The organism is Paenibacillus sp. FSL K6-1566, assembly GCF_038050475.1.
GTDB lineage: Bacteria > Bacillota > Bacilli > Paenibacillales > Paenibacillaceae > Paenibacillus_AQ > Paenibacillus_AQ lactis.
The window spans coordinates 1-18,021 of record NZ_JBBOSR010000002.1 but is presented as its reverse complement, the minus strand read 5'-3'; the positions used below and the strand labels follow the sequence as shown (position 1 = coordinate 18,021).

At 41.3% G+C, this 18,021-nt stretch carries 20 protein-coding genes; 18 read left to right on the top strand and 2 right to left on the bottom strand.

Annotated features, from left to right (window positions below; all coding sequences use genetic code 11):
* Positions 1-83: 83 nt before the first annotated feature.
* The 12 genes from NST08_RS29615 (at position 84) to NST08_RS29560 (ending at position 7,546) form a co-directional block, all read left to right on the top strand.
* Positions 84-236 carry a hypothetical protein gene (locus tag NST08_RS29615; RefSeq protein WP_341342679.1) on the top strand — a complete coding sequence of 51 codons (153 nt, stop codon included), beginning with the start codon at positions 84-86 and terminating at the stop codon, positions 234-236.
* The gene (locus tag NST08_RS29610) at positions 178-567 is read left to right on the top strand and encodes a type II toxin-antitoxin system PemK/MazF family toxin (RefSeq protein ID WP_341342678.1); all 390 of its coding nucleotides are present in this window, start codon (positions 178-180) and stop codon (positions 565-567) included. The genes NST08_RS29615 and NST08_RS29610 overlap by 59 nt, the downstream gene beginning before the upstream one ends.
* Before the next feature lie 100 nt (positions 568-667).
* On the top strand, positions 668-1,027 hold the full coding sequence (locus tag NST08_RS29605; RefSeq protein ID WP_341342677.1) for a hypothetical protein: 360 nt from the start codon (positions 668-670) through the stop codon (positions 1,025-1,027).
* A gap of 135 nt (positions 1,028-1,162) precedes the next feature.
* Positions 1,163-1,651, top strand: a complete 489-nt coding sequence (locus tag NST08_RS29600; protein WP_341342676.1) for a JAB domain-containing protein — start codon at positions 1,163-1,165, stop codon at positions 1,649-1,651.
* Positions 1,648-1,812, top strand: a complete 165-nt coding sequence (locus NST08_RS29595) for a hypothetical protein (protein WP_186333000.1) — start codon at positions 1,648-1,650, stop codon at positions 1,810-1,812. The genes NST08_RS29600 and NST08_RS29595 overlap by 4 nt, the downstream gene beginning before the upstream one ends.
* Before the next feature lie 29 nt (positions 1,813-1,841).
* Positions 1,842-2,102 (top strand): stage V sporulation protein S, encoded by a 261-nt coding sequence (locus NST08_RS29590; RefSeq protein ID WP_341342675.1) that lies wholly within the window; start codon positions 1,842-1,844, stop codon positions 2,100-2,102.
* A gap of 475 nt (positions 2,103-2,577) precedes the next feature.
* The gene (locus NST08_RS29585) at positions 2,578-3,018 is read left to right on the top strand and encodes a hypothetical protein (protein ID WP_341342674.1); all 441 of its coding nucleotides are present in this window, start codon (positions 2,578-2,580) and stop codon (positions 3,016-3,018) included.
* Positions 3,019-3,109: 91 nt separating this feature from the next.
* Entirely contained in the window at positions 3,110-4,006 is an 897-nt protein-coding gene (locus tag NST08_RS29580; RefSeq protein ID WP_341342673.1) for a DUF6744 family protein, read from the top strand.
* Positions 4,007-4,031: 25 nt separating this feature from the next.
* Entirely contained in the window at positions 4,032-4,373 is a 342-nt protein-coding gene (locus tag NST08_RS29575; protein WP_341342672.1) for a DUF4258 domain-containing protein, read from the top strand.
* A 145-nt stretch (positions 4,374-4,518) separates the two neighbouring features.
* The gene (locus NST08_RS29570; protein WP_120460073.1) at positions 4,519-4,878 is read left to right on the top strand and encodes a hypothetical protein; all 360 of its coding nucleotides are present in this window, start codon (positions 4,519-4,521) and stop codon (positions 4,876-4,878) included.
* Between the two features lie 202 nt (positions 4,879-5,080).
* Positions 5,081-6,175 carry an AAA family ATPase gene (locus tag NST08_RS29565; protein WP_341342671.1) on the top strand — a complete coding sequence of 365 codons (1,095 nt, stop codon included), beginning with the start codon at positions 5,081-5,083 and terminating at the stop codon, positions 6,173-6,175.
* A gap of 3 nt (positions 6,176-6,178) precedes the next feature.
* Positions 6,179-7,546 (top strand): vWA domain-containing protein, encoded by a 1,368-nt coding sequence (locus NST08_RS29560; protein WP_341342670.1) that lies wholly within the window; start codon positions 6,179-6,181, stop codon positions 7,544-7,546.
* Positions 7,547-8,035: 489 nt separating this feature from the next.
* On the opposite strand, the gene NST08_RS29555 is transcribed toward NST08_RS29560, so the two are convergent.
* Complete coding sequence (locus NST08_RS29555; RefSeq protein WP_341342669.1) at positions 8,036-8,482, bottom strand: hypothetical protein; 447 nt, start codon at positions 8,480-8,482, stop codon at positions 8,036-8,038.
* A 122-nt stretch (positions 8,483-8,604) separates the two neighbouring features.
* Complete coding sequence (locus NST08_RS29550; protein WP_341342668.1) at positions 8,605-10,026, bottom strand: hypothetical protein; 1,422 nt, start codon at positions 10,024-10,026, stop codon at positions 8,605-8,607.
* A 248-nt stretch (positions 10,027-10,274) separates the two neighbouring features.
* Between NST08_RS29550 and NST08_RS29545 the strand changes: the two genes are divergently transcribed.
* From NST08_RS29545 to NST08_RS29520, 6 genes are all read left to right on the top strand, one after another.
* Positions 10,275-13,055 (top strand): type I restriction endonuclease subunit R, encoded by a 2,781-nt coding sequence (locus tag NST08_RS29545; RefSeq protein ID WP_445933652.1) that lies wholly within the window; start codon positions 10,275-10,277, stop codon positions 13,053-13,055.
* A 110-nt stretch (positions 13,056-13,165) separates the two neighbouring features.
* Complete coding sequence (locus NST08_RS29540) at positions 13,166-13,759, top strand: hypothetical protein (protein ID WP_341342666.1); 594 nt, start codon at positions 13,166-13,168, stop codon at positions 13,757-13,759.
* The gene (locus tag NST08_RS29535; RefSeq protein WP_341342704.1) at positions 13,756-15,309 is read left to right on the top strand and encodes a type I restriction-modification system subunit M; all 1,554 of its coding nucleotides are present in this window, start codon (positions 13,756-13,758) and stop codon (positions 15,307-15,309) included. The genes NST08_RS29540 and NST08_RS29535 overlap by 4 nt, the downstream gene beginning before the upstream one ends.
* 3 nt (positions 15,310-15,312) lie before the next feature.
* Positions 15,313-16,488 carry a restriction endonuclease subunit S gene (locus tag NST08_RS29530; RefSeq protein ID WP_341342665.1) on the top strand — a complete coding sequence of 392 codons (1,176 nt, stop codon included), beginning with the start codon at positions 15,313-15,315 and terminating at the stop codon, positions 16,486-16,488.
* Between the two features lie 176 nt (positions 16,489-16,664).
* Positions 16,665-17,270 (top strand): hypothetical protein, encoded by a 606-nt coding sequence (locus tag NST08_RS29525; protein ID WP_340928641.1) that lies wholly within the window; start codon positions 16,665-16,667, stop codon positions 17,268-17,270.
* A gap of 197 nt (positions 17,271-17,467) precedes the next feature.
* A partial coding sequence (locus NST08_RS29520) for a hypothetical protein (RefSeq protein WP_341342664.1) occupies positions 17,468-18,021 on the top strand: 554 nt, incomplete at its 3' end.

The window sequence follows — 18,021 nt, the reverse complement described above, 5'->3', positions numbered from 1 at the left end:
GATATATAATTACTGATCCGTTGATGTTCCCCTTCCGTTTGGTTACAATGAGCTTAACAAAACCGAGCGGAAGGAGGGTCGTCATGAACAAGGAGGAAAAGCAAGTGGAAAACACGGGTAATGTTGTTAAGAAAAGTGCGCCTATACCAAAAGATGTTACTGTATTAGGGCCGGGCTATGAGTGGTGGTTTGAAAATACCGAGGACGATGTTTATGACGAAAAGTACCGGGAATAGATATTGTCGTGGAGATATTTGGGTGGCTAAATTTTCGTACTATGAAGACCCAACCCAATATAAGATGAGACCTGTAGTTATCATTTCAAACGACATGCTGAATGAATCGGATGATGTAATTATTTTAGCCCCGATCACCAGTGCGCGTCCTCGAAATGATTATGATATAGTTATAGATCATTGGAAAGATGCTGGCTTAGATCGTGCTTCGTGTATTCGTGCTTCTAAGCTAACGTCCTTTCATAAATTGTTTTTAAAGGTGAAGATAGGTACATTGCAATCTACTGATTTAGAACGTGTATTGTGTTTATCAAGGTCAATCTTTATTTGACCGCGCAGATTTAAAAGATGAATGATTTCCTTCGGGGATTTGTTCGTCTTTTTTTCTTTTTATTTTATTAGACAGACCCAAAATGAGGAGAGTGTATTAAATGACTACAGCAGTAATTGAAAAATTGACCGAAGAAAAAGCAATTGAATTGGCATTGGAAATCGAGCGTACTGAAGCAGCGTTGAAGCAAATGAAAGTGAATTTGAAGGCTTATGTGGATGATAATGGCCCACTGCAAGCTGGAGATAAAGTGTGGGGATACAGTGTTTCGACTTCTTGGCAGTTTGGAGCTGATGGTTTAAAGGAATTAGCCGTAGCGATTACGGCAGAAGGGAAAAATGCTTGGGAATTCCTGAGTCTTCCGGCCTCTTCGATTAAGAAGCTCGGCTGGGATGAAGCTGCTTTGTCCCAATATGGCACGTTGAAAGAAACGAAGCGTTTTGATTCGAAAAAAGTCTAATTGCATCTCTAGTTCTCAAAGAAATTATGGTTTGAGATAGCAATAAGTAATTACGCCTCTCGCCCGGCGTTAAACGGCGGTGTTTATTTCCGACACCGCCGTAAGGCGGCTCGGGGTAAACGGGAAGGAGTAAAAATGAAAGACTTTATGGTGATGGAATCTCAGTTGAATGCTTTGCCACCTAGAAGACGCAAACAGGCTGAGAAGTTGCTAGAACTGATTCGAAAAGTGATGGAGGGGGAGAAAGATCACTATATCCATACACCAGCCGATGTTTTTCAGGCTGTGGCTACCGATTTAGTTGGATTAGATAAGGAGCACTTTATGATCCTTATCTTAAATACTAAGAACCGAATTTTATCCAAAGAGGTTATTTCTATCGGTACGTTAAATTCTGCAATCGTGCATCCCCGTGAAGTCTTTAAACCTGCAATCATTAAAGGAGCTGCATCCATTATTTGTTTGCATAACCATCCTTCAGGTGATCCTACTCCTAGTTCTGAAGATAAGAAATTGACTGAAAGACTAATACAAGCCGGCGAAATAATTGGCATCGATGTCCTGGATCATGTTGTTATCGGAACGGAAGGATATGTTTCTTTAAAGGAGCAGGGTATGATATGACAGCCAAGGATCGCTTTTTAAATGAGCTTTTGAAGCGGAATGGTAAGGAACGGTGGGTAGCTGCGTTGTTGCTTGCTGCCCCTCCTGAAGTTTTGAGTACAGTTACGTTGAGAACTTTGCGCAAGGAAGGAAAGGTGAGTATGAATGCTTCTAATAGCTAATGAAACTCCGGGAGAAGGTGTTTGGCATAGTGATTGCTATCTGCAGAATTTCTGCTCATGCCAATCCAGTTGACGCAGCCCAGCGAATCGCTAATGTAATTCGCAAGTGTGGCGTGATCGAACTGCAAGCCGTAGGAGATAACGCCATCAGTAAGGCAGTGAAAGCTGTAGCTATTGCACAAGATTCAATTGCGCAGAATGCTGATATGGTGTGTACTCCTCTTTTCATGGAGGCATATTTAAAAGGTGAGAAGGTCACTGGAATGAAGATTGTCGTAGAAAACAGATAATTAAATGCGGTTTTAAGTAAATGGCAGTTACCACTTGGAAAAAATCTTCCGGGCTGGTAGCTGCTTTTATTTTTATTTATAGATTGTTGTATGAAACCGAACATACGATTGTATTTTTGAAGTGTGAATGTTATAATATTCATGTAATTATATTTATCTCTATACTCCCGATTTGGCTGGAGATAAGAGTTCTTTGTTCCTTTGGGACATAGATAGTAGTGTAGTACCTCTCCTGTAATCTTCTATATGAAGTGAGGAAAAATACAGGGAAATTTATTTGATCCGTAACTTCCATTTGCTGAAGACAAGGATTGAAGAGTACCGAAAGGCTCTGATAAAAGATTTACTATTGCGCATTCGCGTGCGTCTTTAGAAATTGTGATACTGTTTTTTAAAAGCCGATTTTTGTATGGATTATTCTATGCGAAAATTGGCTTTTTTTGTTTTTACTAAAAAAATGAGAGGATGAATGAACATGTTCAAGTTATTTAGAAAAGAGAATTGTATTCAAGCCGAGGTCACCTCATTTATACAACAAGAAAAATATCGGCGTAAAAAGGCGGATGAGTTTATTCGGATGCTCTCAGAAGCCATCCCATATGTTGCAGAAGAAGTGTGGGGGATGCGAGATAAAGAGCTTGTCATTGACGACAATATTGTCTTTCAGCTTGAAGATAAACGGTTTTACCTCATAGAAGAAAGAAACGACACAATAGAAGAAGTTGAGATGTTAAAAGGGCAATTATACTGGAGAAGCGTACAGGTAATTATGAACTATGCTAAAGATATGATCGAAGATATACAGGAGCGGGATACAGGAAGAAATCGACTCGTTGCTGAGATGGCTAATTTGACACAACAAATGAAAAATAGCCCCATTATCACTGACATAAATGAAAAAGTATTTCGGGTGTAGGCCATTTAACCAAAATTAAATGTTAAACAAAGACTGGTTCCTTACTTTTAGGAATTGGTCTTTTTTTATTAAAAATGAGGAGGTTTTTCTTATGAGTGCCATTTTAAAGGATATAGTTGCTGTTCCATCTAGTAAAGACAATGCGATTGGATTTTTAACCTGGAATTCTCTATCCAACATGCTGATTACCCCGGATGAGCTGAAACAAAAGCTTATTGATTCTGGAATAGGGGCTGGTTGGATGCCGAAAGACATCCGAATCCCGGATGCCTTTAGAAGAGCCACAAGTGAAAAATTCAAGCGTGAAGTTTCACCTGGAGTCTATGAGAACTACATGTTCCGCGAGGTGGCTTCAACTAACGCCTTCGTACAACGAAATTTAGTTTGCGAAACCAAGGATACGAAAGGTAGAAGATTAAAATATGTTCCTGATGTAGGAGCACTGGTATTAGATCGAAAAACGGAGACAGTAGAGACCAGCTATATTTCATCAATGGCGCAGCAACTAGTTAATAATGCTGCGTTGCAGTTTGAAATTTATCGAAACAATTATGGTTCTACTACACTACGTACGTTGATTACCAGCGTCTTAAAGAGTATGTCACCTACACCGGTTAGACCATCAGGTGGTGTTTACTTCATACCGGCACAGTTTGAGAGCAACTTGGATGCATTGGTCAAATTCGTATCATCTCTTGAAAAAGGAGAAGCGGAGAAGGTTCCTGTAATGAACACCATGGATATGAAAAACATGGTGACACGCAAGCTGTTGGATCATCTCCGTGACACTCTCGCTGCATGCGAAGAAAGCACGGAAAGACAGCTGACCAAAGGCCAGATGAAAGAGTTGCTCGAAAACGCTCGGTCGGTGGCAAACGATTTTGAGCAGTATCGCGAAATTGTCACCGGCGATCTGGCGGAAATGGAACGTCTGGTGTCGGCGCTTCGCATGAAAGTGGGTGAAGCGCTGGTGAATATGGCCGTGTAATTCTCCAGAAAGGAGAAGAAAAGAAATGAATGCCGAAACTGAGCATAGAAAGTTTGTTGAACTGCTTGAAGAGGGAGATGGAAAGCTTGTGATTTCCAAACATGCGCTTCACAGACAAATTGAGCGCGGCATCTCCGAAATAGACATACGAAACGCCGTCTTGAACGGATGGCCGATTGAGAGGCGTCAGGACGGTGCGGATGTTACCATCGTTCTAATGTATTTTATTAAAATCGGAAAAGGGCAATACCGTCCGCTCCATGTCGTATGCGTTTTTAATGTTGTCCATCCAGAATCGTGGACGGTGAAAACGACATACGACCCCCGAAGCGGGGAGTGGAGAGACAACTTCCAAAGAAGAAAATAATTTTTGTAATGCAAAAATTTATCTGAACGGATATAATAAAGGGTAAAGGGGTGTGATCGTCATGTCCAAAGTCGGACGACCCAAGGCTGATCATCCGCGCAACTTTACCCTTCCAGCCGTTCGGGTGAACAGGGAGGAAAACCGTATGTTTAAGCTTAAAGCGGGAATATTTGCGAACGGCAGCTTGGCGAAGTTTTCGCGCATGGCCATGGAAGCGTACCGCGAGAAAATCCCGGAAACGATTGAACTGGCCGGACGAACTGGTCATCTCCGGTACGGAACGGAAGTTTACACTGTGGAGGTCGGGAATGAAATCTACACAGTGACGGTTACGAACATACCGGAATACATTTTTGACGATGGCGAAACGGTGTCAGATTTGATGCTCCGCGCGAGCATCGAAGAAGAAGTGAATGAAATGGTTTTGGAATGCATCCAGAATCGTCGTCCGGTGCCTGAAGCCATCGATCTGCTTGAATGGATCGGGTTGCCAGTCACGGTGTAAAAACAAAAACACTATTAAAAGCCATGAGTTTCCCGTGCGGGATTCGTGGCTTTTATTTTTTCGGAGGTTGAATGTGGAGTTGACGTGGGCATCTTGGACTTCCTGCGATTGACCCACATTATAAAAATAAAGAGCTGATGACTTCTTCATAAGAAGCGTTGGCTCTTTTTATTTTATCTAAAAATGTGGAGGTAGCTAAAAAATGAAAATCAAGGATATCCAGAATGCATTAAATAGTCAATATTCTGAACGAGAAGAAGTGATTGAGGGGCTGATGGTGGCTATGATCGCCCGTCAGCATGCTTTGTTGATCGGGCCGCCCGGAACAGGAAAGAGCGCCCTTGTAAGTGATCTAACTAAGCGGATTACAGGCGCGAATTACTTCCAATGGCTGCTGACACGTTTTAGTACACCAGAGGAGTTATTCGGACCTGTCTCGTTGAAAGAACTGGAACAAGGCGTGTACAAGCGGAATACGACAGGAAAGCTGCCGGAAGCTCACACTTCATTTCTTGATGAAATATTCAAGGCTAACAGTGCAATTTTGAATGCCTTGCTGACTCTCATCAATGAACGAGTGTTCTATAACAATGGTGCACCGGCACAGGTTCCCTTAATGTCCTTAATCGGAAGTTCAAATGAATATCCCGAAGAAGGTGAAGGGCTTGAAGCTCTGTTTGACCGTTTCTTGCTCCGATATGAAGTGGACTATATAGGTGAAGATCAATCCTTTATTTCGATGCTGAAAGGTTCTGCACCATCTACAGCCGATATGAGCATTGATGAACTATTTGAACTCCAGTTCTTCAGTGATACGGTTACTATCCCTGATGAGGTTTTTGAAGCACTGAGCAAGATCAGAAGGGAACTGATGGATGAAGGCATTCGTCCTTCTGATCGCCGATTCAAGCAAGTACTAGCCGTGATTCGTGCTAAAGCTGTATTGGCTGGCAGAGATTATGCAGAACTTGAGGATCTCATGATTCTCAAGCATAGCCTGTGGGAAACGCCGGAGCAGCGTGATAAGGTGGCGAAGATTGTACGTAATCATGCCCAAGATGCTGTGAAGACGCGCGTGGAAGAGATTGAAGCCGAAGCAGCTGACATCTTGAAGAGTCTTGAACAGTCTAACAACTCAACGGATGTGGCTGTGGAAAGTACGAAAAAGCTCAAGAGCTTAGTCATCGAACTTAGAAAGCTACAGAAGGATAATCCGAACCGGACGGAAGTTGCGCAAGCTGTTGCTCTTGTTCAAAAGTCGTTAACTGATATCGCATCCCAAGTGTTGGGGGTGTAGGAGATGAAGGAGCTTAAAGGTTCTGTTTTAAACACAGATTCATATGATCGGAGACGCTTCGGGCAGATTTTAGAGATGTCCAAGAAGCTCAGAGAGGTTAGTAAAGAGGGAAGTAAATTATTTCCCTCTTTCCAACCTTTAATGGGTGACATGTGGGCAGGTCTTTTTAAAATGAAGCCTGAATTGCTGGAAGAGGTTCCTGAAGGGCTAGAAATGAATCATCGGCTTATGGAACGGGTGATGTCAGACGAAAGCTATCAGGAGTTTCGTGAGTTTACTCGACTGGATGATCTAGCTGCTGCTCTTGGAACAACGAAATATAGTAAGACAGTTCTTGAATGGGTTAAGGAACAAGCGCAAAAGGATCAGGACTTGGCGAATGCGCTGCAAAACTTTATGGATGGAAAGCCAGGAGCTTCACAGGAATCGTCAGAGGCCTTATCTTTAGCTTTGAATCAAAACGGCAATGAGCTATCTAAGATGCTTGCCAAAGCTGCACAGGAAGCAATAGAAGCCAAGGAGAATGTGAAATCTCTTTTGGGAGGTATGAAAGCAGGAAGTGGAGACAGTGAACTGAAAAAGGTTCCTTTAAAAGATCAACTGATTCTGTCTGAAAGATTAAGCCATGATAAGAAGATGAAGGACATTGCGAGATGGGCTGGTCGAATGAAAGTGATTGCGAATCGGAAACAGCGCTCGAAGCATAAGGACGCCATCAACCGTAATGGGATTAAGCAGGGAAATGATATAGAACAACTGCTTCCGATGGAACTTGGGAGCTACGCCAGCCCTATGACGAAAATAGATTTCCTACGCCGTTATGTTGAGGGTCAAACGCTTCAGTATGATACAAAGGGGCCTGAACAGCTAGGCAAGGGGCCAATCATCCTGTGCCTAGATCAATCCGGAAGCATGAGTGGACAAGACACCATCTCCAAAGGATTTGCTCTTGCCTTGATGAGTATTGCCCGTAAGCAACGAAGAGACTTTGCATGGATTCCGTTTTCTTCACATGCAGATACTCCGTTGATCTATGAGCGTGGGAAAATAACAGTTCAGGATATGATTCAGTTGGCCACTATTTTTTTGGGTGGGGGAACAAGCTTTGAACCTCCACTTAGGGCAGCAAGTCAAATCATTAAACAGAGCCGCTTTAATAAAGCGGATATTGTGTTTGTGACAGACGGAGAGTCTCATGTGAGTGAGCATTTCCTACAGACATGGAATGAACTGAAGGATAAAAAGGGTTTTTCAGTCTTATCTCTTTTGCTAGGCAGGGAATCTATCCAAGGGGTAGAAGACTTCTCGGATCGGATTGTTACAGCTTCTTCGTTTGAAGATGAATCAGTGCATCAGGTATTTGAAATATGAGATGAGCAGGGCATATTATATCTGTCCTCAGCCTGTTGAAAGTTTTTCAACAGGCTGACCCGACAATAGTCGGGTTTTATTTTTGACCATCAAGCCTTTTGATTAACTCGAATTATTATTTTTGAGTCGACATTGAAACCGCCGCGTGATACCTAATTGAGAATTTTCTATTCGACATAGGACAAGGTGACCATTTACGAGGAAGATCAGCCTTTGATTATGGACGTTGACGGTGGGTAATGATAATGTTTAGTAAGTTAATTTTAATATCGTGATCCCAAGGGGAAGGAGAAGCCAATTATTGAGATAGCTTCTCCTTTGCTATTAACTTGCAGGCTTTTGTTTTTTCCTTCTAGTAATATCTGCTTTCAGTTCTTCAATAACGTCTGAAACTGACAGATTATAGCTCCTGATTGCATAATCGACCGCAAGAATCAATTCCTCGTATGTCCACATAACGACTTTCTTTCTGTACCTTCCAGCAAGATCTTAGAGTACGGCGACAAAACCCTGTTCTAGTTCACCTGCTACGACAATCCCTAGAACATTGACAGTAGTATCCTTACATTTATACACGAATTGTTGAAGCATCTCATATGCTTTTTTGTCTGTGGGTTTTATCGGCTTCTTCTCATAACTCTTGGCTATACCTACAAATACGGCATCGTCCATAGCAAGCATTTTTATAGTAAAGCTGATATCGCCAAATTCTTGGCCATGATGCGGATGTAATTTATGATCAGTAAAAGTTACAAATGGTTTCATGATGCAGCGGACACTTTTTTCATGCTGACAGGCTTGACAAGCATCCACACTATGATACGAACATTTTTCAGTAATCAGACTTAGTACTTCATGCAGTTCTTCACGGCGTTTCGGGGTTATTCTTCGATCCCAGACCGATTTAAACTGTTCGAGTTCTCTTACTTTGAACATAACTTTGGATGCGATTCTGGAAGAATAGTGAACAACATTGTTTTGAAGATAGAAAGACTCTTCTTCATGCGAGAAGGCGACATCTGGAAAATACTTACTAATGATCTTCTCGGTAAGTTCGACTAATTGATCATAGCCCCATCGTACCAGGAATCAATTCTAACCTTATGATCCATAAGGCAACGAACATTATCTTGCTGGAGCTCAGTGTAACAGAATGAGCATACGACCTTCGGAGCTTGTCCCTTCTTCACAGAAATCGTTAACAAATCGGTGTTTCCGCAGTGATTGCAGTTGATATCCGTATAGTGGTCGCAACTTTCGCAATAAGGATAAAACCGGGCAATAGTGTGCTTCTTCAATGAAGTTACAATTTTATGGACATTTAAGTCATGCAATTTGAAACTTTCAATTTTCTTGACCTTACAGGTAACAACTGCCTTTATGACCTCTAAGATTACTTTTCTCTCGTCATTTGTAGTAGTGAAAGTAACAAGATCGGGATCTACATCGAGACCAAACGACTCGAATTTTTCATCGATCTCACCATTGTCATGTACGGAGTTAATGTAATTCATGATTTGTTCAATTCGCCAGATTCCCCAACGTCTCATCTCAGAGGCTTTAAGCTGACGAGTAAGGTAGATCTTCCCTTTGTCATTATTGACCCCAAGTGTTGAGAAGAAGTCGCCATCCTCATCGATGGCTTCTTGGTAAACTGAACTTGGCGAATCGTACCCGTCAAATTCAGTCAGTTGCCCTACTTTATTGCCCAGATCGCTATCAACTAAAGTAATTTTGCTTGGCTTACCCGAAGCAGGATCAGGGTTGTTCAAAGTGGTTCGTTTCATGAATTCTTTGCTAAACTCACTGTCAACAATATTTTTTGTGATGTTCACTGGTGACACAAAGCAGTTAAAGGCTACTTGAATTGTTCTGGATATTATTCCAACTAGGGACTCAGTGGGAATACTGATACTTACAAAGCGTTGGTCGAAGTTGATCCATAAGAACCCGAATTTCAGTTCGTAAATAAATTCAGACTGTTCGGTTTCAGGACTTATATAGTTATATCTCTCTTGATATTGTAATGCGATTTCTAAGGTTTCATGGTTGACAACAGTTTGGTCGATTGCGATTAGACCAAAAACATTATCCTTGGGATATATGACGGGTTTGAGCAACTCATTCATTTTGGTTACGCCAGCATCATTCTTATGACCGGATATAAACGATGCCGAGTTCACTTGGGGGTCATGTGGACGTAACATAAATAGCCGGAAATTTGGTCTACGGCTATATCTGTTTTCTTCAAAACAGGTTTCAATGTCTGATTCAGTTATTTCTGGAGAGATAGCGATGATTTCCACAAGCTTTTGTTTGTCTAATCGCTCAAAAGCAGCTTTCAAATCATGCTTGACTTCACGCTTGACAACTGTGCGATAACGATTGATTAAATCTTTTTCATCTACCTTTGAATATAGCAGATGACGAATTACTCCGTTTTGCACATGAAGTAATTTGTCAGCATGTTTTTCTGACATAGAGACCCCCCTAAAACAAACTCGAAATATTAGGACTATTGTAGCATATTTCTTTATGTGCAGAGAGTGGTGTTGGATTAGGGTGGATAAGCCCGATATTTATATTTTATTTTATTGTTGAAAAAAGATCCTGATTGGTATATGACAGGGGCACATTTTCTACGGTCATCTCTAGTATTTGGTTCTTTAGAAGGATATCGACAAGCGTTAGCAGAATTATGTAAGAGCCCTGTGTATAAGGGGTATGTATGAATAGCAAAAAGGAGGCCTCGTACTTGTCCTATCAATCGGAAGCCCAACTGGAGAAAAATTTAATCGAGCAACTTGTTCGTCAAGGCTACGAACGAGTAACCATAAATGATTACGATTCACTTCTCGAAAACTTTAAACAGCAACTGAATAGGTTCAACGCGAAGAAGTTGAACGGTCAGCAACTGACCGATGCTGAGTTCAGCCGCTTTTTGACTCAGGTTGACAGTAAGAGTATTTTTGATTCTGCAAAAATTCTCAGGGATAAGCAAGTGTTCCAACGCGATGATGGAACCGAGATTTACCTTGAGTTGATGAATACTCGAGAGTGGTGTAAAAACTTCTTTCAAGTCACCAATCAGACAACTGTCGAAGGAACTTATAAAAACCGGTATGATGTAACAATCCTCATTAACGGACTACCCGTGGTTCAGATCGAGCTAAAGCGCCGCGGCTTAGATTTTAAAGAGGCGTTCAATCAGATCCAGAGGTATCGAAAGCACTCGTTCCGAGGGTTATATCGTTACCTGCAGATGTTTGTAGTCAGTAATGGGGTCGACACGAAGTATTTTGCTAACTCAGATGGTGACATCTTGTTTTCGCATACCTTTTTCTGGTCGGATGCAGGGAATAATCGGATCACCACCTTGGGTGATTTTGCAGCCAGCTTTTTAGAGAGATGTCACATGGCGAAGATGGTCGCCAGATATATGGTTTTGAATGAAACCGAGAAAATGTTAATGGTTATGAGACCGTATCAGGTCTATGCAGTCGAAGCACTTATTAAGCGTGCTTTGGAAACCAAGAACAACGGTTATATCTGGCACACCACCGGTAGCGGAAAGACATTGACTTCATTTAAAGCGAGCCAAATCCTTGCGAATGAACCGCACATAAAGAAGGTATTTTTCCTCGTTGACCGCAAGGATTTGGATAGTCAGACTTTAGCGGAATTTAACAAGTTTGAACCAGACTCGGTGGACATGACTGATGATACCGAAAAACTGGTGGAACAAATTTCGGACTTAACGAAGCCGTTGATTATTACTACAATTCAAAAGATGGCGAACGCTATAAAAAATCCGCGATATGAGCAGATTATGAAGCCGTATCAACAGGAGCGGGTTGTCTTTATTATTGATGAGTGTCATCGCAGTCAGTTTGGTAAGATGAAAAGACTTGTTGACAACCATTTCAAAGAGGCGCAGTATTTTGGCTTCACAGGAACTCCGTTGTTTGAGGAGAATAAAAGCCAAGATGGTCGGGTAACTGCCGATATTTTTGAAAAGTGCCTACATACGTATCTGATAAAAGATGCGATTCATGATGGTAATGTCCTAGGGTTTTCGGTTGATTATATTCAAACTGTTAACGTGAAAATTGACGAGAAGGATAAGACTAAGGTGAAAGGTATCCTTACTGATGAGGTTTGGATGCATGATGATCGTATCAAAATGGTTGCGGAAAATATTGTAACTCATCATGATCGGAAGTCCAGAAGCAAGGGGTATACCGGGTTATTTACTGTGGACAGCATTCCTATGCTGGTTAAGTATTACGATACCTTTAAATCAATGTCTCATAACTTGAAGATTGCCGGTATCTTTACTTATGGACAGAATGAAGATAGTGAAGGTGACGGACAAGACGAGCATTCTCGGGATAGTCTTGAACGTATCATTAGGGACTACAATGCCATGTTCGGCACCAATTTCTCTACCGATAAATACCAGGCATATTTTGCTGATGTCTCTAGACGAGTGAAGACCGCCCAAATCGACATTCTCTTGGTAGTCAACATTTTTTTGACAGGATTCGACAGTAAGACCTTGAACATCCTTTATATGGATCGCTTTTTGAAATATCACAATTTGATTCAAGCTTTCTCCCGCACCAACCGAACCGAGAAAGCGACTAAGCCTTACGGAAATATTGTTTGCTTCCGCAATTTGAAGGAAGACACAGACGAAGCGATAAAATTGTTCTCGAAGACGGACAATGTTGACGATGTCCTTATGAAGAGTTACGAAGAGTACCTTCAAATGTTTAGGGTAGCACTATCAAAAGTAAAAGCCCTTGCCTTAACGCCAGCGGCAGTGGACGCGCTGGAGCAGGAGGAGGAAAAGCAGGAGTTTGTAGTTAGCTTCCGTGATCTTACTAAGTACTTGACTCACCTCCAAACTTTCACCGAGTTTGAATTCGATCCAGCTCGGTTAGGTATTCATGAGCAGGAGTACCAGGATTACAAGAGCAAGTACCTCCGTATTTATGATGAAGTTAAGCGCGGCGGGGGTAAGGAATCGATTTTGGCTAATGTTGACTTCCTGATCGAACTGATGCACACAGATCGGATCAATGTCAGTTACATCATGAACCTGATAAGGAGTATCGACTTTGATAATCAGGAGCAACGAGACAAGTCAGTAAAAGATATCGTTGATGAGATTGATCGGGCAGATAATGAGCAGCTCCGTCTCAAGGCGAATTTACTGAAGGAGTTCTTGCGTAAAGTCGTTCCAACATTAACGAATGCTGATTCAGTGGACGATAACTACAATACATTCGAACAAGAAGAACGTATGAAGGAAATTGAGGCATTCGCAGGTGAAGTGGGGTTATCGCCGGAAGAGATCCAAAGCTTTGTGCAGGAATATGAATACGGTGGATTAGTAAATCAGCAAGAGATTAGTGATGCAGTTAAATTACCGTTCTTACAAAAAAGAGCGATGATCCAACGGATAATTGAGTTCATCACCGAGCATACAAAACGCTTCTCGTAGTGCTATTTATAAAAATAGCGGAAAGAGGATTGCCTCATCTGCTATTTTTTATTATGATGGAGACGTTGATTCGAATGCTATTTGCAAAAATAGCAAAGGGGAGGGTTGATTTGAATTTAGAACAATGTGCATCGGTGGTGCAAGGGGCATTTCTTTCCCGTATTCAGATATCACCATCGCCGGAAGCAGTAAAGCTTTCGGTTTACACGATGAAAGAAATGAATGAGTGGTTAAGTCCTGATCCCACATCAACAGAGAATCAGCAAGATGTTCATGTTGCACAGGAACGTTTAGGGTCTTTACCGCTTGCTAAAGAAGGATTAGTCCTAATCAGCTTGACCGGGCAACGTGCAGTTGCTTTGCAACGTGAGCATATCGGGAAAATCATTCCCTCTAACTTTGCCATTATTGAGCCTACAAGCGAACTGCATCCTGACTATCTGGAGTGGTTTATAAATGAACATCCAGATTGTCGCAAACAGTTGAAGATCGCTACGCAAGGTTCCAGTATCACAGCTTTGTCGATTCAAATGCTTAGAGCTTTGGAAATTATTTTGCCACCTATGGACGATCAAGTGAAGATTGGTAGCGTCCACAGATTATTACATCGAAAAAATCGTCTACTTCAGGAGAGAATCGTATGGGAACAGCAGTATATCAAACAAATAATAATGGGGTATCTAAAGGAGGAGGTAAACAGATGACAACGACTGAATTGCAGCGTTATCAACAAGGCGAATTACATAAGAAGCTTTGGGATATGGCGAATGATCTTCGAGGTCAACTTGAAGCTTATGAGTTCAAAAACTATATTCTCGGGTTGATCTTTTATCGTTACTTATCAGAGAAAACGGAGACTCGGGTCAAAAATCTGCTTGAAGAAGACAATATTTCTTATCGGGAAGCGTGGAAAAATCAAACTTACCGTGACGCCTTAAAAGATCAACTCATTCAGGAAATAGGTTACGTTATCGAGCCCGATTACCTTTTTTCGAGCATGATTGAAGAGATTCGTAAAGGCGAGCAAGGTAAGTTTGACATTGAAATGTTACAGAAAGCAATTAACAAAGTGACCGAATCAACTCTTGGAGCGGCGAGTCAGGAAGACTTCCAAAATCTTTTCGATGATATGGATTTGAGTTCCTCAAAATTGGGTCGTGATGTTAAGTCTCGTTCCAAGCTGATCGCAAAGGTCATGGTTAATATCAATGATATTCCTTTCATGCATAATGATGCGGACATAGATGTTTTGGGAGACGCATATGAGTATTTGATTGGGCAATTTGCAGCCAATGCGGGTAAAAAAGCTGGTGAGTTCTATACTCCACCGCAAGTTTCAAAAATTATTGCTAAGATAGTGACATTGGGGAAGAAGGATTTGAGAAATGTCTATGACCCGACTTGTGGTTCGGGGTCATTGCTCTTGAGGGTTGCCAAAGAAGCGAATGTACGGAAGTTTTACGGGCAAGAGAAAACCTCAACTACCTATAATTTGGCTCGTATGAACATGCTTTTGCATGGTGTGTCTTATCACAACTTCGACATCCAGAATGCTGATAGTTTAGAAGAGCCACGACATCTTGGTATGCGCTTCGAAGCTGTAGTAGCGAATCCCCCCTACTCTGCTAAATGGAGTGCGGATGAGAAGTTTTTGCAAGACGAGCGTTTCAGTGCTTATGGTAAGCTGGCTCCCAAGTCCAAAGCTGATTTCGCCTTTGTTCAACATATGATTCACCACCTTGACGATAATGGAACAATGGCAGTTGTCCTTCCTCATGGGGTATTGTTCCGCGGCGCGGCTGAAGGGGTTATTCGCAAATACTTGATTGAAGAGAAGAATTACTTGGATGCGGTGATCGGTTTGCCTGCCAATATCTTCTTCGGGACAACGATTCCAACATGCATTTTGGTGTTCAAAAAATGCCGAGAAGCGAATGATAATATTCTGTTCATTGATGCTTCCAACGATTTTGAGAAAGGGAAGAACCAGAACCGCTTGCGTGACGAAGATGTTGAGAAGATTGTAGAAACCTATAAGACACGTCAGACCATTGAAAAGTACTCCAATGCAGTATCGCTAGCGGATATTCGACAAAACAATTATAACCTCAATATCCCACGTTATGTAGATACCTTCGAAAAAGAAGAGCCAGTTGATCTGGATTTGATTCAGGCTCGTCTAAAAGAAATCGACGCCGAGATTACTAAAATCGATATTGAGCTTGAAAAGTACCTCAGGGAATTGGGGGAATAGAGGATGGCTTGTGTTCCAAAGTTAAGATTTAAAGGGTTTGAAGATGAATGGGATAATGCTACACTTGGAGATCTAGGGACGGTTTTAATGTGTAGACGGATATTTGAACACCAAACAAGTAGTACTGGAGAGGTTCCATTTTATAAAATAGGGACGTTTGGTAGAACTCCGGACGCTTTTATTTCTAGAAAGTTATTTTCTGAGTACAAAGAAAAGTATCCTTATCCCAAAAAAGGGGATATTCTGATATCGGCAGCTGGAACAATCGGAAGAATTGTTGAATATAAGGGTGAGGATGCCTATTACCAAGATTCAAATATTGTTTGGTTAAACGTTACAAGTGATAGATTATTAAACAAATATCTCTATTATTACTACCAGACGATTGTTTGGAGTAAATTGGAAGGCGGAACTGTTAAGAGGTTGTATAACAAAGATTTGTTGGATACAAAAATACATTTACCAAGCATCGAAGAACAACAAAAAATCGCTTCTTTCTTCTCCCTCCTCGATCAAAAGATCGAGAAGCAACAGGAGAAGATCGAGCAGTTGGAGTTGTTCAAGAAAGGTATGCTCCAGAAGATTTTCTCGCAGGAAATTCGGTTCAAAGATGAGAATGGACAGGATTTTCCTGAATGGGACAGTGAATTGTTCGAGCAAGTTGCCACAAACAATTCTAATAAGATCATTCCACAAAGTAAGACGAACGTGCCATGTATTGAACTGGAGAATATTGTCGGTAATAGGGGGCGAATCAACGGTTTTTACTTATCACAGGAGCAACAAAGTACTAAAAATGAGTTTGCTAAAGGCTCCGTTTTATTTGGGAAATTACGACCGTACCTTAAGAAGTATTGGTTTGCAACATTTGATGGTATTTGCTCATCAGAAATTTGGGTTTTGACATCAAAAAGTCCTAGAATTACTAATGAATTTTTGTATTTCATAATTCAAAGTGATACTTTTCAACAGGCAGCGAATATATCGTCAGGTTCCAAGATGCCGAGAACTGAGTGGGATTCCATCAGAAGTCTTGAGATCCCTCTGCCTTCGATTGAGGAACAGAAGAAGATTGCTTCGTTTCTGTTTACCTTAGAAGAAAAAATCTCCAAGGAAGAATCGAAATTCGAATCCCTCATACAGTTGAAAAATGGTTTGTTGCAGCAGATGTTCGTTTGATATCAGGAAACGGTATTGGTGGAAGTCAAACGTTTTTAAAGATCGATCTCAATAGGGGTCGATCTTTTTTAACTATACTACGACTCACAACACTCCAGTCACAAACCCCAATTACTTACAGGAAATTTGCTTCTCTTGTATAATGGTCTTAATTTGATCATCGGGGGTTGTTATTGATGAATCAACAGTATAATCGAGAAGCCGAACTGAAAGAACGCTTCAACCGATTCATCGCGGACAAAATAACCGGCAGTAACGACGATTACTATTCCAGGCTATCAGTTGAGGATTTCGAGGACATCAAGACCGCTCTGAAGGACATACATAACATCCTTACATATAAGACAACGATCCGTTTCATCGAATGGCTGAGCGACCGATTCCCTTATGTTAAGGAGAATTATCAGGTTTACTTGGATCAGGTGCTTAACACCAAGCCAAGCAATAATGGTTATGATCTAATGGTCATCGGAGATATAAAGATCGTAGCCGAGATCAAATGTAATAAACCGATCAATAACGGCTACGTATTTGGTTCCAACCAGAAAAGGGGTATCATTGATGATATTAAGGGGTTGCTTACAGGCAAAACCAAAATGAAGTCGCTTGATCCGACCGAAGCTTATAAATTTTTGGTGATCTATGACTTTGGCGACCATACTTTATCCGCCGCGCAGCACTTAATCAAGAATTTATCGGCTGAAATGAAGGATAGGGTAACGATTTACGAGGAAGGTCAGCCTTTGAAGTTGGATAAGGTTTATATCGTATTTATCAAATAGCACGTAAATGCCCTAATGAGGTAACTCTTTTCGAAGGTAATTGAGTTGGTAATCACAACGCTTCCTCAAATTTGCTTTTCCTTGGGGTATATCCAAAAAGCTTTGATCGGAGTTTATTTTTCTTCAGAAATTATTATACTTCATTAAGTCCTTCTTTAGTGATTAAAGTCCTTCTACTATAAGGAGGTGGGAGTTTTATGCAGACAAACGATGCAGTCTTTGCGAAAGAGTTTAGGGATATGATGAATGGTCGTAGAAGCATGGCACATTCCTTTAAGATTACGGATTTACCATTACCTCGATTGGATACCATGATTAACGGCATTCCTAAGGGTCGTATGGCTTTCATTAAAGGGGTAACGGAGATGTTTTTTGACCGTTTGAATGAGCAAGAAGTTCAGTTAGTCGGTCGGACGACTCTGAAGAAGCGTCAAGTTCTTTCGGATGGGTCATTTCGTCGGGATAGTTCGGGTAATTATGTTTACGATCAAATCCCGGTTAGTCATGATTGTGTAGCGGTGGTGAGTAAGATTTCGATTGGTTTGAGAAGGTTTGTGGATGGTAGGGAGCATAAGCCATCTGAGGGGTTTAAGTACGTGGATTACATTGATACCGGTTTCGGACGTAAGTACATCTATATTCTCCCGAGAAAACATGTTTACCGTCTAAACATGTGTGCTTTGATTTTGACTCCGAACAAGCGTAGGGTCTATTTCAAGGGTTGTAAGTTAGCCTTGCAAAATGGTAACTA

Excerpts from the sequence above, each read along its gene's own strand:
- NST08_RS29615 (WP_341342679.1), top strand. The coding sequence starts at position 84 with ATGAACAAGGAGGAAAAGCAAGTGGAAAACACGGGTAATGTTGTTAAG.
- NST08_RS29530 (WP_341342665.1), top strand. The coding sequence starts at position 15,313 with ATGGCTTGTGTTCCAAAGTTAAGATTTAAAGGGTTTGAAGATGAATGG.
- NST08_RS29550 (WP_341342668.1), bottom strand. The coding sequence starts at position 10,026 with ATGTCAGAAAAACATGCTGACAAATTACTTCATGTGCAAAACGGAGTA.
- NST08_RS29585 (WP_341342674.1), top strand. The coding sequence starts at position 2,578 with ATGTTCAAGTTATTTAGAAAAGAGAATTGTATTCAAGCCGAGGTCACC.
- NST08_RS29560 (WP_341342670.1), top strand. The coding sequence starts at position 6,179 with ATGAAGGAGCTTAAAGGTTCTGTTTTAAACACAGATTCATATGATCGG.
- NST08_RS29545 (WP_445933652.1), top strand. The coding sequence starts at position 10,275 with ATGAATAGCAAAAAGGAGGCCTCGTACTTGTCCTATCAATCGGAAGCC.
- NST08_RS29610 (WP_341342678.1), top strand. The coding sequence starts at position 178 with ATGAGTGGTGGTTTGAAAATACCGAGGACGATGTTTATGACGAAAAGT.
- NST08_RS29575 (WP_341342672.1), top strand. The coding sequence starts at position 4,032 with ATGAATGCCGAAACTGAGCATAGAAAGTTTGTTGAACTGCTTGAAGAG.
- NST08_RS29600 (WP_341342676.1), top strand. The coding sequence starts at position 1,163 with ATGAAAGACTTTATGGTGATGGAATCTCAGTTGAATGCTTTGCCACCT.
- NST08_RS29595 (WP_186333000.1), top strand. The coding sequence starts at position 1,648 with ATGACAGCCAAGGATCGCTTTTTAAATGAGCTTTTGAAGCGGAATGGT.
- NST08_RS29580 (WP_341342673.1), top strand. The coding sequence starts at position 3,110 with ATGAGTGCCATTTTAAAGGATATAGTTGCTGTTCCATCTAGTAAAGAC.
- NST08_RS29555 (WP_341342669.1), bottom strand. The coding sequence starts at position 8,482 with ATGTTCAAAGTAAGAGAACTCGAACAGTTTAAATCGGTCTGGGATCGA.
- NST08_RS29565 (WP_341342671.1), top strand. The coding sequence starts at position 5,081 with ATGAAAATCAAGGATATCCAGAATGCATTAAATAGTCAATATTCTGAA.
- NST08_RS29525 (WP_340928641.1), top strand. The coding sequence starts at position 16,665 with ATGAATCAACAGTATAATCGAGAAGCCGAACTGAAAGAACGCTTCAAC.
- NST08_RS29535 (WP_341342704.1), top strand. The coding sequence starts at position 13,756 with ATGACAACGACTGAATTGCAGCGTTATCAACAAGGCGAATTACATAAG.
- NST08_RS29570 (WP_120460073.1), top strand. The coding sequence starts at position 4,519 with ATGTTTAAGCTTAAAGCGGGAATATTTGCGAACGGCAGCTTGGCGAAG.
- NST08_RS29605 (WP_341342677.1), top strand. The coding sequence starts at position 668 with ATGACTACAGCAGTAATTGAAAAATTGACCGAAGAAAAAGCAATTGAA.